The organism is Ornithinibacillus massiliensis (assembly GCF_018310345.1).
In the GTDB taxonomy this organism is placed as follows: domain Bacteria; phylum Bacillota; class Bacilli; order Bacillales; family Amphibacillaceae; genus Ornithinibacillus; species Ornithinibacillus massiliensis.
In genome coordinates, this window is sequence record NZ_JAGXBY010000007.1 from 68,964 (window position 1) to 82,301 (window position 13,338).

12 protein-coding genes are annotated in these 13,338 nt (G+C 38.7%); 7 read left to right on the top strand and 5 right to left on the bottom strand.

The window, feature by feature from the left end; genetic code table 11:
- The first annotated feature begins 82 nt into the window (after positions 1-82).
- The 6 genes from KGF86_RS17085 to KGF86_RS17110 all read left to right on the top strand — a co-directional run bounded on the left by KGF86_RS17085 (position 83) and on the right by KGF86_RS17110 (position 6,749).
- Positions 83-1,066, top strand: a complete 984-nt coding sequence (locus tag KGF86_RS17085; protein ID WP_211742546.1) for a Gfo/Idh/MocA family protein — start codon at positions 83-85, stop codon at positions 1,064-1,066.
- Between the two features lie 46 nt (positions 1,067-1,112).
- Positions 1,113-2,075, top strand: coding sequence for an ABC transporter substrate-binding protein (locus tag KGF86_RS17090; protein WP_211742547.1), 963 nt, complete (start codon positions 1,113-1,115; stop codon positions 2,073-2,075).
- Positions 2,076-2,456: 381 nt separating this feature from the next.
- Positions 2,457-3,977 carry a sugar ABC transporter ATP-binding protein gene (locus KGF86_RS17095; protein ID WP_186870720.1) on the top strand — a complete coding sequence of 507 codons (1,521 nt, stop codon included), beginning with the start codon at positions 2,457-2,459 and terminating at the stop codon, positions 3,975-3,977.
- The gene (locus KGF86_RS17100) at positions 3,974-5,047 is read left to right on the top strand and encodes an ABC transporter permease (RefSeq protein WP_186870721.1); all 1,074 of its coding nucleotides are present in this window, start codon (positions 3,974-3,976) and stop codon (positions 5,045-5,047) included. Before KGF86_RS17095 ends, KGF86_RS17100 begins: the two co-directional genes overlap by 4 nt.
- A 53-nt stretch (positions 5,048-5,100) precedes the next feature.
- The gene (locus KGF86_RS17105) at positions 5,101-5,769 is read left to right on the top strand and encodes a hypothetical protein (RefSeq protein ID WP_186870722.1); all 669 of its coding nucleotides are present in this window, start codon (positions 5,101-5,103) and stop codon (positions 5,767-5,769) included.
- Between the two features lie 5 nt (positions 5,770-5,774).
- Positions 5,775-6,749, top strand: a complete 975-nt coding sequence (locus KGF86_RS17110; protein ID WP_186870723.1) for a Gfo/Idh/MocA family protein — start codon at positions 5,775-5,777, stop codon at positions 6,747-6,749.
- 314 nt (positions 6,750-7,063) lie between these two features.
- Here KGF86_RS17110 and KGF86_RS17115 read toward each other — a convergent pair whose 3' ends face one another.
- The 4 genes from KGF86_RS17115 to KGF86_RS17130 all read right to left on the bottom strand — a co-directional run bounded on the left by KGF86_RS17115 (position 7,064) and on the right by KGF86_RS17130 (position 11,145).
- Positions 7,064-8,239, bottom strand: a complete 1,176-nt coding sequence (locus tag KGF86_RS17115) for an amidohydrolase (protein WP_211742548.1) — start codon at positions 8,237-8,239, stop codon at positions 7,064-7,066.
- The gene (locus KGF86_RS17120) at positions 8,232-9,470 is read right to left on the bottom strand and encodes a Zn-dependent hydrolase (RefSeq protein WP_211742549.1); all 1,239 of its coding nucleotides are present in this window, start codon (positions 9,468-9,470) and stop codon (positions 8,232-8,234) included. The genes KGF86_RS17115 and KGF86_RS17120 overlap by 8 nt, the downstream gene beginning before the upstream one ends.
- 21 nt (positions 9,471-9,491) lie before the next feature.
- On the bottom strand, positions 9,492-10,688 hold the full coding sequence (locus KGF86_RS17125) for a hypothetical protein (protein ID WP_211742550.1): 1,197 nt from the start codon (positions 10,686-10,688) through the stop codon (positions 9,492-9,494).
- Between the two features lie 265 nt (positions 10,689-10,953).
- On the bottom strand, positions 10,954-11,145 hold the full coding sequence (locus KGF86_RS17130; protein WP_186870727.1) for a hypothetical protein: 192 nt from the start codon (positions 11,143-11,145) through the stop codon (positions 10,954-10,956).
- A 262-nt stretch (positions 11,146-11,407) separates the two neighbouring features.
- Between KGF86_RS17130 and KGF86_RS17135 the strand changes: the two genes are divergently transcribed.
- Positions 11,408-12,232, top strand: a complete 825-nt coding sequence (locus KGF86_RS17135) for an aldo/keto reductase (protein ID WP_211742551.1) — start codon at positions 11,408-11,410, stop codon at positions 12,230-12,232.
- Between the two features lie 113 nt (positions 12,233-12,345).
- Here the strand turns inward: KGF86_RS17135 and map are convergent, their stop codons facing one another.
- The gene (gene map / locus KGF86_RS17140) at positions 12,346-13,086 is read right to left on the bottom strand and encodes a type I methionyl aminopeptidase (protein ID WP_211742552.1); all 741 of its coding nucleotides are present in this window, start codon (positions 13,084-13,086) and stop codon (positions 12,346-12,348) included.
- Positions 13,087-13,338 lie beyond the last annotated feature (252 nt).

A 13,338-nucleotide genomic window follows, 5' to 3' on the forward strand; every position in this document is an offset into this window, starting at 1 on the left:
CCCTTACTATTGTAATGGATTACATACAGAATAAAAATCCTTCATCAGTCATCAAAAAAACTAGATTGAAAGAGTGAAGGCAATGAAGAGAGTAGCCCTTGTAGGACTAGGGTTTATTGGAAAAAGTCATCTTGAGGCTTATCGGCAAATGGAGAATGTAAAGGTTGCCGCTATTTGTACAAAACATAAACATGATGCGAAAGCGTGCTCATCAATTCCTTTCGTTTCAGATTACGATGCGTTATTAAATGATGAATCTATCGATGTGATAGATTTATGCGTGCCTACGTATTTACATGAAGAGTTTATCATAAAAGCAGCACAAGCAAAGAAGCATATTATTTGTGAGAAACCACTAACTCTCACAAAGGCCAGTGCAGATCGCATTTATGAGGAAGTTCAACAACATGGTGTGCGATTATTTGTTGGGCAGGTGCTGAGATTTTGGCCTGAGTATCAAACAATTAAGGATTATCAGGGAAAAAAGTATGTAGATCATGTGGAGATTGTTCACGCTAGGCGTCTAGGGCAATTGCCTTCATGGAGTACATGGTTCCAACATCCAGAAAAAAGTGGTGGCGCTTTATACGATTTACATTTACATGATATCGATTTCGTTTATTACTTGCTTGGCGAAGTTGACAGCGTGTACGCAGTAGGAACACAGAATCCGTTTGGTGCATGGAATCATATAATGACAACGCTTTCTTTTAAAGGTGGAGCAAAGGCATTTATCGAAGCGTCTCATCGAATGCCAGAAGGTTACCCATTTACAATGGCTTTTCGCATTCAAGGGAGCAAGCAAACAATCGATTTCGAACTGAAGGCTTCAGAGAATATTGATCAGATTAAAGGAAGCAACTTTACTGTTTATGATGAAGGAAGTAAAACAGATATCCTAATTCAACAAGAAAATGCGTTCCAAGCAGAGCTTCGTTATTTTATAGATTGCATAGAAAATAATCAAGTAAATAGCATTGTTCCGTTAGCAGATGTTTTATATGTCATAAGGCTTCTAGAGGCAGTAGAGACATCACTGAAGACGAATCAAGTAGTAAAGGTTTGATAAACATTGGTTTCATTATTTTTACTATATTTTAGGGGGTTAGGAAATGAGAAAGTTTGTGAAGGTGTTTATTTTACTTGTGCTAGTCATAGTGCCAGTGCTTGCTGCCTGTGGAGCTGACAATACGTCAGGGGATGAGGGTACTGGCGATAAGTACAAAGTCGGTATTCTTGCACCTGCTGTTACACACGGTTGGGTAGCGGCTGTAGCTTATCATGCAGAAAATCGTGCGAAAGAATTATCTGATGAAATAGAGTATCAAATTTATACGAGTAGTGACGCATCAGAAATGACTTCCCAATTAGATGATCTTATTACATGGGGAGCTGAGGCAATAGTAGCTTTCCCACAATGGGAAGGAATGGAAGTTCCGATTCAACGTGCATTAGATGAAGGAATAAAAGTAGTGAATTTCGATATCGTCATTGATGTGGATGATGTCTATCGTGTTGCAGGTGATAACTATGATATGGGTGTGCAAGGTGCTAACTATATTGTAGATAAGATTGGAACGGAAGGTGAAGTTGTTATTCTAGAAGTGCCTTCATCTGGTTCTGTATCTGAACTAAGAACAGGAGGATTTCTGGACACTATCGAAGAGATTGCACCAGATATAAACCTGCATACGTATGCGACACAATTTACGAGAGAAGATGGTTTGAAGGATTTTGCTGATATTCTAACAAGCTTAAATCATATTGATGCCGTGTTCTCGTTAGATGATGAGACTTCGATTGGTGTATTACAGGCAATTGATGAGGCTGGTAGATCGGATATCCAAGTAGTAACAGGTGGTGGTGGCATGCAAGAGTATTTTAACATGATGCCAGAGAATGAGGACATTTGGATTCAATCTGCGCTTTATAGCCCGGCGATGGTTCAGGATGCAGTGGATACAGCAGTTAAGATATTAAAGGGTGAGGATGTAGAGAAGGAGACAATTATTCCTACTACTGTAGTAGATCGGGATAATTATGAAGAGTTTCTGGATGCAGAGTCTCCTTATTAAAATGTTGTCTGGTACACTTGCGATTTGGGATTTAATTTATCTAACGTGATGAAATAAGTGAACAAGAAGAGGCTGGAAAGCAGCAGGTAGATGAAAGGAAAACCCTAACGCTTAAGTTAGTATTCGTAATAGTTATCGGATATATATTGGACTATCGACTGGTAAGGATCACCATGCATTATTTTCAGTGGTAACGATATATTTTCCGGAGTTGGGGTATAAATTTGGATTTTGCATTTCATTTAGCACACTTCCATCCTCTTCTTTCTAATTGGTCCATTTTCTTACTTGGTATGAAAAAGCTAGACCGGATAAATGAAGACTTTTATTTCATAGTTTCTTTTTATAGCTTTTTTTATAAAATTACTTGGAAGTGATGGCATGAGAATTGAGATGAAAAATATAGTTAAATCCTTCGGAAGTAATGATGTGTTGAAGGATGTTTCCTTCTCGTTAAAGGGGGGAGAGATTTGTGCATTGCTTGGTGAGAATGGGGCTGGTAAGTCGACGTTGATGAATATCCTTGGTGGTATTATTCCGATGGATGCAGGAACTATACTGGTGGATGGCGAGGAGATAGCATTCCATTCGCCTGTCGATTCTATGGAAGCGGGAATTGCTTTTATTCATCAGGAATTAAATCTTATCAATGATTTACCTGTCTATGAAAATATGTTTCTTGGGCGAGAATTAAGGACGAAGCATGGAAGTTTAGACTTAAATCAGATGTATGACCGAACAAACGAGATGTTTAACAAAATGAATGTGGATCTAGATCCTGGGAAGATGGTAGGGGAGCTAGATGCGTCTTATAAGCAAATCGTTGAAATTTGCAGAGCTATGATGATGAATGCCTCTATTATTATCATGGATGAGCCTACTACATCCTTAACAGAATCTGAAATTGAAAGAGTCTTTGGGATGATGAGAACACTCGCAGAACACGGTGTTGGCATTATTTTTATATCTCATAAATTAAATGAAGTAATGGAAATTTGTAATCGTTATGTTGTGTTAAGAGATGGAAAATTGGTATCTGAAGGTACTGTAAAAAATGTTACGAAAAACGAATTAGCTAGCTTTATGGTTGGCTTTGATGTGCGGACAGAATCATTAAGAAGAGATAAGGATAAAGAAGAAATAGGGGAAGAGGTGTTGCGAATTGAAGCTTTAACAGAGGAACACCACTTTCGCGATATAAGCTTTTCGATACATGCTGGTGAAATAGTAGGAGTAACAGGTCTTCTTGGTGATGGGCGAAGTGAATTATTTCAAGCTATCTTTGGGGCTGAACAGTATACGTTAGGAAAAATATTTTTGAATGGAGAGGAAGTAACCATTCGTAGTACATATCAAGCAATTAAACAAGGAATTGCCTATCTTCCAAGAAATCGGAAGGAGAACGCGATTATAAAGGATATGGATATTCTTGAAAATGCATCGATTGTTACGTGGCCTAAGTTTGCGAAGCGGGGTGTGATCAATCGAGCAAGACATAAACAAATGTTTGAAGGCCACCGAGATAATCTGAGGATTAAAATGGACCAATTAACCGATAGTATTACAAGCCTTTCAGGAGGGAATCAGCAGAAAGTCGTCCTGTCGAAATGGCTCGCTGCCAATCCTAAGGTTCTTATATTGGATAATCCGACACAAGGAGTAGATGTAGGGGCCAAGGAGGATATTTACGATATTATTTTAAAACTAGCGGAAGAAAATATTGCAGTCATCGTTTTATCTAGTGAAGCACAAGAGATTATTCGTGTATGTGATCGAGCATTGGTTATGTATCATGGCGTAATTCAAGGGGAAGTCACAGGTGATGAAATGAATGAACATACCATTATGAGGCTGGCTACAGGCGGGAAGCTTGAGGAAGTAAAGGGGGTACATCCGAAATGAAACCAGAAATGGAACCTAAGGTAGATAGTACAGGGGATATAACAGAGAATAGAACATTCATTAGATGGATTAAGTGGAAATGGAAGAACGATCCGTTATTTAGTATTCTTATTGCCCTTATTATTATGGTTATATTACAAACATTGACACTTGGATTTGACTATAATTCCTTCGGTGAATGGTTCCAAGCTTGGACGAATAACTGGATAAATATTCTACGCAATAATGCAGGTGTTGGAATTGTTGCGTTAGGGATGACCTTTGTCATTATGACAGGGGGAATTGATCTATCAGTTGGTTCTACTTTAGTTATTACAGGTGCTTTTGCTATGTATTTATTAGATACTGGGGCACAGGGAATTCTTAGTTCAGTTGGTATCACTGGAGTTCCGGCTATTATACTAACCGTTGTTCTCGTGATGGCTTTTGGCTATTTATTAGGCACTTTAATCGGTGTTACCATTACAAAGGGAATGGTTCCGCCATTTATTGCTACATTGGGTGCGATGATGATTTTTCGAAGTGTTACCCAGCATTTTGCCCAAGGATATAATACAACCGTTCCAACAGAATTTTTACAGATTTCAAGTTTTAAGATTGGTAATTATATGATTATGCCAATTGTTTATTGGATTATTATTGCGGCAATTCTCTATTACGTATCGAAGCGGACTATATTCGGGCGGCAGATTATTGCGGTTGGGTCTAATGAACGGGCAGCTAAGCTATCTGGTGTTAATGTGAATAAGGTGAAGCTTCGTGTTTATAGCCTAATGGGGCTTCTCGTATCGATTGCTGCGATTATTCAAGTATCTCGTATCGGTTCGATGGACTTCTCTAATGCGGGGAGAGGGATGGAAATGGATGCAATTGCTGCAGCGGTTGTTGGTGGCACAAATATGCTTGGAGGAAGAGGGTTTATTCTTGGGACAGTATATGGAATGCTGATTATTGCTGTTATGAATAATTTATTAAATCTATTTGGTGTACCACCTTATTTAAGAGAAGCATTTAAAGGTGTCATTGTCATCGTTGCGGTTCTGTTGCAGCGGAAACAGAAAGCGGCTTAAATTGGGACAGGATGGTTTCCTGTTCCTTTTCATGTGGGATAGGAGGAGTTTTTATGGTGAAAGTTGTTATAGCAAATTTAAAAAAGGTTCAATTGGATAGAGAAGTTGTTCGTTCGCTAGATGGCGTTAGTGATCAAGCAGTATTAATGGATTGGCATGACGTTTCATGGGACGAATTGGGAGAGCATGATGTATTTGTTCCAGCTAGCTTGCTAGATTCGATTGTAAATGATCAAGCATTTATTTATCATGAGCTTAGTTTATATCCATTTTTCCAAGAAATAAAAGCGAGAATAATAGAGGATGGAAGTCCTTCTGGTGTGTTTCGATTTAGGCGAGTGGTAGATGAAGCAGTAAACAGTGCTATTATTACGAGTGATTTATGTGTACTGGAATCTATCTTTGGTCAGCCAGGAAATCTTGTATTGAAGCGTAGCAATGAAGATGTTGTACCACATCATGTTATTTTGATGGTTCAATATAAAAAGGTAATCGCTCATATTGAATATACATTCTCTGGTGATGAATCTATTCAAATAGAATGGAGTGGTGCTTTGAAGATGATAGAATTTCATAGTGATGAACGAACATCATTGAAACCTGGGGGGAATAAGTTACCTCTTTCGTATCGGATAGATTCTATTTTAACTCACTCCAAGAAGTACGAGTTAGTGATAGGGACATTTAATACTTATCAGAAGCAGATTGAAATGGGGGGATAGGAATCATGAAAATAGGAATCATGAGTTTTGCTCATATGCATGCCTTTCGTTATGCAGACTGCCTTAGAAGTTTAAAAAATGTAGAACTAGTCGGGATATGGGATGATAATATCTCTCGTGGGAAGGAGGTAGCCGCTAACTATAAGACAATGCATTATATCGATCAAGATGCCTTCCTTGCACTCGATATGGAGGCTGTCATTATTTGTAGTGAAAATGTACGTCATAAAGAGATGGTGCTAAAGGCAGCGGCTTGCGGGAAGCATATTTTATGTGAAAAACCAATTGCTACGAATCTAGATGATGCAAAAGAGATGATAAAAGTATGCGAGGAGAATGGCGTTATATTGCAAATAGCTTTTCCTGTACGATTTAGTGAACCTATCATTCATTTAAAGGAGCTAATTGATGCAGGAGTACTAGGTGATATTGTGGCTTTTCGCACCACAAATCGTGGTCAAAATCCAGGGGGATGGTTTATTGATAACGCGTTAAGTGGAGGGGGAGCGGTATTAGACCATACCGTACATATGATTGATATTATGCGCTGGTTCCTAGGGAAGGAAGTGGTAGAGGTTAATGCGTTAGTAGATACGTATTTTAATAACATTAATATGGATGATGCGGGTTTACTTACATTGGAGTTTGAAAATGGTGTCATCGCCTCACATGATGCAAGCTGGTCAAGACTTCGTGAATATCCGATATGGGGAGATGCAACAATCGAAGTTATTGGTACTAAACAGACAGTGAGTGCGGATGCCTTTGGGGAATATTTCCGTCTATATACAAATGATCGTAAACCACTAACCTATGTTTTATATGGTAGTGATATGGATTTAGCCTTAATCAAAGATTTTGTGGCATGTGTTGAAACTGGTCGGGAGCCGTTTATCACTGGGGATGATGGACTGAAAGCATTAGAGGTTGCATTAGGGGCATATGAATCTAGTAGGAAGGGGATGCGAGTAAGGATTTAAATAGTCGTTTGATTAAAAACTGTTTGTGGAGTAGGCGGAATGATTGATAGAAGTGTTCAATCGATTAAAACAATCTGGGATATTAGAGATATTGATTAATAAAAGCAGTTAATTATTCAAAGTCGAGAGGGAGTGGAGAGAATTGATTAATAGTAGTATTAAACTATCCAAACCTAAAAGCAAGACCAGATAAAATGGGGTTGTCAAATGAATAGTGTAAGTTTTAATACACACTTCCTTTCAATCTACCAAAAAAACAGGTCAGCCCTACCTCATTTCAGGTGAACTGACCGTGTGATGTATGCTATGCATTACTATTTATTTAAATATCCCCATGCATACTGAGCATAAAGCTCTGCCCCTACGACAAGAGCGTCCTCGTCGATATTGAATTTTCCATGATGATGCGCCCATTCGGTATCTTTTTCTGGATTACCACTACCGACAAGTGCGAAGCAACCAGGTGCCTTTTTAAAATAATCGCTGAAATCTTCGCCACCCATGGTTGGCTTTTCGTGATACAATGCGTTTTCTCCAAAAGCTTCATGTACGATGTTTTGTGCCAGCTTAGCACTTTCCTCATCATTAATAACGGCTTGTGTTCCTCGGGTGTATTCTAGTTTTGCGGTCGCCCCATATAAAGCGGCTACCTGATCTGCATAGTGCTGGAGCTGGCTTTCGATATGGTCCCGTACTTCGGGATCAAAGCATCGAACGGTTCCCTCGATTACGGCATTTTCGGCAATGACATTGAAGCGGGTACCGACATCCATTTTTCCGATGGTCACTACAGCTGGTTGCTGTGTATCGATCGTTCTTGATACAATGCTTTGCACATTCATGACAAAGGAAGAGGCTACAATAGCTGTATCGACACAGGCATGAGGAAGTGCTCCGTGTCCACCTTTCCCTTTGAAGGTTACTTTAAATAAATCAGCAGAGGCAAAGGAAGGTCCTGCTGTACAGGATACTGTCCCTGTCGGCATTTGCGACCATATGTGAATGCCAAAGACATTGTCTACATCATCGACAGCCCCCTGCTTAACGAATGCTTTCGCTCCTTCTGCTACTTCCTCAGCTGGTTGGAATAATAACCGTACATTGCCGGGCAGGTCGGCTTTTCTTTCATTTAACACCTTAGCTGCAATCAATAGCATAGCAGTATGGGCGTCATGGCCGCAGGCGTGCATTTTTCCGGGGTACTTAGAAGCATATGGTAAAGCTTGATTTAATTCTTCAACGGAAAGGGCGTCCATATCACCTCTTAATGCTACGGTTTTTCCTGGTTTTCCCCCAAGAATAGTAGCAATTACACCAGTTGGCTCTGCTCTACGATAAGAAATTCCTAATTGACCGAGGTAATCACAAACAAAATTGGTTGTATTGTATTCTTCCCAAGAAAGTTCAGGTTCGCTATGAAGTTTCCTACGAAGGGCAGTTAATTCTTCCCTGTATTGTAAAATGCTTTTTTTTATCGTTTCATTAATCATGATCCTCTACCTCCGTTAATTTCTTGGCAGTTTCAAATAGAATTTCAACCGCTCTAGTAATATCCAAGGAGTCAGACCATTCTTCCGGGGTATGGCTAAGTCCATTTTTACTAGGAATGAATAGCATACCCACATCGGTCACTTCTGCAAGTACCATTGCATCATGACCAGCTCCGCTATTAATGAAACAATACGGAATCTCTAAATTATCGCTAGTTTGTTTTAATAGATTAACAATGGTCGGATTCATTACTTTAGGCTCCATATATAATTGTTGGGTAGTCGTAATTTGAATTCCATCCTCCTTATTGGATTCAATTAAATTGTTCATTTTACGAATTACATTTTGGATATGCTCTTCTTTACCAGAACGTATATCTACGGTGAAGACGGTCTTTTTCGGGATGACATTAGAACCGTTTGGAAATACATTTAGTTTTCCGGTAGTTACCACGGTACCATCACCTTCTGCGATTGCCAGAGCAGGTAATTGGCTGATAATCTGTGCTGCTTTTACTAAAGCATCAGCCCGGCGATTCATTGGAGTTGTCCCTGCATGTCCTGCCTGACCTTCTACTGTGATTTCAAATTGAGTTAGACCGACGATTGTTTTGACTACCCCGATCGGGATTTTCTTATCTTCTAATATAGGCCCTTGTTCAATATGCAATTCTAAGAAAGCTTTGATTGTTTTTGGATCTCTCTTTTTCGGAAGTGATGGATTAAGGCCGATTTCAGTCATTGCATCTACTGTAGTGATCCCATTAGAATCCGTTAGCTTAAAAAATTCCTCTTCACTAAGTAAACCAGTGATTCCTCTGGAGCCCATTAATCCACCACTAAATCTAGCACCTTCTTCCTCAATAAGGGCGATCACTTCTAGGGGATATTTAGGTTTAACGCCTTTTTCTTTAAACAAAGCAGCTACCTCAAGTCCGGCTACTACTCCTGCAGGCCCATCATAGGATCCGCCATGCGGAACCGAATCAAAATGGGAACCAATTAGAACACTTGGTGCATCTTTTAACGTTCCTTCAAGTTTTCCAAAAATGTTACCTAACCCATCTTCATGAACCTGTAATCCGTATTCCTTCATCTTTTCTTTTATATATTCCCGAGCTTGTTTGTCCTCCTGACTATATGTGAGTCTAGTTGTTCCTTGGCCAGGGGTTGCTGTGAAATTACTTAAGGTTTCGATTTGTGCTTCAATACGAGCTTGTAGATTGTTCATGTTAATATCTCCTCCATCTATTTACAAGAAGCTTACGAAAATGCCTGCTAGTACTACCGATACAATTGTAACGGTGATAAATCCTCCAACGAGCATCGGTGGTAGCATGTGGCTTGTTAGAACTTCTTTTTCTTTTTCATCTTTCGTTAGCGAGTTGATAACTTCATTTGTAATAATGTAGTCCGCAGGGAATCCATAGAGTGCCGTTAACGAAACAGCAAAGGCCATTTCTTTGCTTACCTTTAAGAGCTTACCAGCAATAAAGGAGAAAATGTACATCCCAACAACCCCAATAATGATAGAACCGAGCAGCGGAAGAATAATTTCCGCCATCATACTTGGTGTTGCTTGCTTTAATCCGTCAAAAATGAAAAGCATCAGAGCCATGATGGCAAAGCCAAATCCGTTTGCCTTTTGCAATACTTGTTTTTCCAAAAAGCCAATACTTTTCCCAATAATACCGAATAGTAAGCAAAGGACAAATGGACTAATGGACACAACAGGTTCTACTAGTGTTGAAACAAAGTATGCTAGGAATGCTACGATAATCAATCTAAAGAATTTAAAGAATTCTGTGTTGTATTTATCAGGTAGATTTTTAAATAGTTTCAGACTAGATTCGTTTGATCCAGTCGTTTTATCAGCTGCTTGTACGTTTTCAGTTACTGCTAATTCACCATTTCTATATTGTTGAAGGAGTCTTTTTCCTTCCTTCTTTAGCATAATGGATGTAATTGGATATCCTGCAAAGCCTTGCATGACATAGATGACGATGGCAAATACAGCTAAAGAAGTAAGTCCCGCAGCACTAGCTCCATCAGACATGATGATTGCGGATACTAGACCACCAATTAATGGGGGAATAGCGACAACCATCGTTTTAAATCCAAAAATAAAAGTACCAATTCCGAGTAAAAATACGATAATTCCGACAATTCCGGATATAGCAATAAGAATCGTTTTCCATTGGGCTTTCAGTTCCTGTATGGAAAGAAGTGTACCCATGTTGGTAATTAACAAATACATTAGCATCGTGGCTACTGCAGATGGGATACCAGCGATGGAGACAATATCTTGTGGGAAAAATGTCCAATATCCAATAAGGAATAGGACAGCACTAATGAACATAGATGGTATCCATGCCTTTGTTCTAATGGCGACCCAATCCCCAACTAAAAGGATAAAGACAACAATAACTAATGCTAGCATTTGGGACATAAATACACCTTCTCTTTGTGTTTTTTCACAATTATTTCGAAAAACGAAAAATTGTGATGTTATTAATAGTAATACTATTTAATTAATATGACAATCGTATTTTTTGATGTAAAGGTTTCCATATGAAAGATTATTAATTGCTAATATTATGATAAAATTTGCTATTTTGAGGGGGTTTATAATAAATGAAGGGGACTGACCCTTCTTGTTATTAGGTCCAGTCCCTATAAGACTTTCTATCTTATTAGAAGTGAAAAATTCACCTTTAAAATTGTCTTTTATTTTTATCTAGATCTAGTATAACGGATATCATTTCACCGTCGTATATTGGTGTTGTACTAATAATTTTTGCTCCACTATATGCTGCATTCCGTTTAATCTCTTCCAACTCCTTCTGACTATAGACTAATCGGGTGATTCTAATGACATTCCTACTTTTGCTTTGTAAGCTTGTCACGAACTTTCCTCCTTCTTCTATGATATGGAGATTCGCTCTTGTAGGCTTTCTGGATTCGATTCCTTTTTACGCGTAAATTTGGTTGCTATCAATCTATGTTTTTTGCCTTTAACCGCCCTCTGAGTAATATTCAGTGTATGAGATTAGTGCTTTTATCATGCGTGTAGTTTTAGTAAAAAAAGCTTGTTCTCCTTGTAAATTAGTAATAATTCGAACTACTCATGATAAAATTAGTTTACTAGGAGGAAGGGAGTGTTGTTGAATGATTAAGAATTTGGCGGATACAGTAGTATTAAATAATGGTGTCAAAATGCCTGGTTTCGGCTTAGGGGTATACAAGGTAGAGGACGGTGAAACAGTAGTCTATGCAGTCCGTACAGCAATTGAATATGGTTACCGACATATTGATACAGCATCTTTCTATCATAATGAGCGTGGAGTTGGGAAGGCGATACGGGAATCTGGAATCCCACGTGAGGAGTTGTTTATTACTTCTAAAGTGTGGAATGATCAACAAGGCTATGAATCTACCTTAAAAGCATTTGATGAGAGCTTAGAAAAGCTTGGGACGGATTACTTAGATTTATATCTAGTTCATTGGCCAGTCTCTGGGAAGTATAAAGAAACGTACAGAGCACTCGAAAAGCTATATGAAGATGGTAGAGTTCGGGCCATTGGAGTTAGTAATTTCCATGTGCATCATTTAAACGATTTACTAGCTGTTTGCAAGGTGAAGCCTGCGATTAACCAGGTGGAGTATCATCCTCATTTGACTCAAGTGGATCTGAAGGCTTTTTGTGAACAAGAGAATATACAGCTTGAGGCGTGGTCTCCATTAAAGCGTGGTAGACTGCTAGATGACCCAATGTTAACTGAAATCGGAAAAAAATACCGTAAGTCCGTACCACAAGTCATTCTACGATGGGACATTCAGAATCATGTGATTACCATTCCAAAATCAATAAAGGCAGAAAGAATTCGCGAAAATGCTGATATCTTTGATTTTGAATTAACAGATGGTGAAATGAAGCAAATCAATGAATTAAATATTAATGAAAGATCTGGATCTAATCCGGATGATTTTTAATATGAAAAGCTCCTTGTCGATAGGACAGGAGCTTTTTGTTTAGAGAGGAGGCCTATTTGAGCTCGTGATAAACTTGCAATATTTATGTTGTATAGCAACTGTATTTTATTGTTCTATAATGTAGTAATAATTGGTCCTTCTTTTGTCAAAATAATTGTATGCTCATATTGAGCCACAATGCTTTCATCAGTTAGGAAAGTCCATCCATCTTCTGATTGGAAAACTTCCTCTTCTAATGTAGAGATAAAGGGCTCAAAGGCAATTACCATTCCATCTTTTAAAATTCCATCATCCCAGCGAGAATAGTAATTCAGAATATGGTCTGGTGCTTCATGAATGGAGCGACCAATACCGTGTCCAGTAAGATTTTTAACGACTGTTAAGCCATGCTGTTTTGCTACATTGTGTGCAGCTTTTCCGAGTCCGCTTAATTTCGAACCGGGTTTTGCTTTTTCTAGTCCAGCGTAGAATGCTTCCTTGGCAACTTCACATACTTTCTGTGAAATGCTCTCTCCATTTCCAACTACAAAGGAAATTCCGGTATCTGCAAAATAACCGTTTTTTGAACCGGAAACATCGATATTAACCAGGTCACCTTCTTGAATAGTCCGGTCACCTGGAATCCCGTGTGCTACTTCTTCATTTATGCTAATGCACGTATAGCCTGGGAAATCATAGACTCCCTTTGGTGCAGATTGAGCCCCTGCTTTTTCGAACATTTCACCGGCAATTTCATCGAGTTCCTTTGTCGTAATGCCAGGCTTAGTACGGTGGACTAATTCATCTCGAATCGCTCCACATATTTTTCCAATTTCTTTTAAACCATTAAAATCTTCTTCAGTCTTTGCAATCATCCTATATCCTCACTTTATAAAGTTTTTATACCATTTAGATTCTAGTATGCATAAAAAAGCGGATTTTAGCTATTATATTAAACTCTCTTTAACTATTATAATCTATTTAATAATCTAGGATGAAGGTGGATTCTTGGATAAGAGCGGTTATTGTTGGAAGTTATCTAAAAAAAATAACGGGTGAGATGGGGGAGAACGGTAAAAATGGGGTATCAGTGCCCTAATCACGGTGGAGAGGGAGAAAAAGGTAAC

Excerpts from the sequence above, each read along its gene's own strand:
- map (WP_211742552.1), bottom strand. The coding sequence starts at position 13,086 with ATGATTGCAAAGACTGAAGAAGATTTTAATGGTTTAAAAGAAATTGGA.
- KGF86_RS17135 (WP_211742551.1), top strand. The coding sequence starts at position 11,408 with ATGATTAAGAATTTGGCGGATACAGTAGTATTAAATAATGGTGTCAAA.
- KGF86_RS17085 (WP_211742546.1), top strand. The coding sequence starts at position 83 with ATGAAGAGAGTAGCCCTTGTAGGACTAGGGTTTATTGGAAAAAGTCAT.
- KGF86_RS17125 (WP_211742550.1), bottom strand. The coding sequence starts at position 10,688 with ATGTCCCAAATGCTAGCATTAGTTATTGTTGTCTTTATCCTTTTAGTT.
- KGF86_RS17095 (WP_186870720.1), top strand. The coding sequence starts at position 2,457 with ATGAGAATTGAGATGAAAAATATAGTTAAATCCTTCGGAAGTAATGAT.
- KGF86_RS17120 (WP_211742549.1), bottom strand. The coding sequence starts at position 9,470 with ATGAACAATCTACAAGCTCGTATTGAAGCACAAATCGAAACCTTAAGT.
- KGF86_RS17110 (WP_186870723.1), top strand. The coding sequence starts at position 5,775 with ATGAAAATAGGAATCATGAGTTTTGCTCATATGCATGCCTTTCGTTAT.
- KGF86_RS17115 (WP_211742548.1), bottom strand. The coding sequence starts at position 8,239 with ATGATTAATGAAACGATAAAAAAAAGCATTTTACAATACAGGGAAGAA.
- KGF86_RS17100 (WP_186870721.1), top strand. The coding sequence starts at position 3,974 with ATGAAACCAGAAATGGAACCTAAGGTAGATAGTACAGGGGATATAACA.
- KGF86_RS17105 (WP_186870722.1), top strand. The coding sequence starts at position 5,101 with ATGGTGAAAGTTGTTATAGCAAATTTAAAAAAGGTTCAATTGGATAGA.
- KGF86_RS17090 (WP_211742547.1), top strand. The coding sequence starts at position 1,113 with ATGAGAAAGTTTGTGAAGGTGTTTATTTTACTTGTGCTAGTCATAGTG.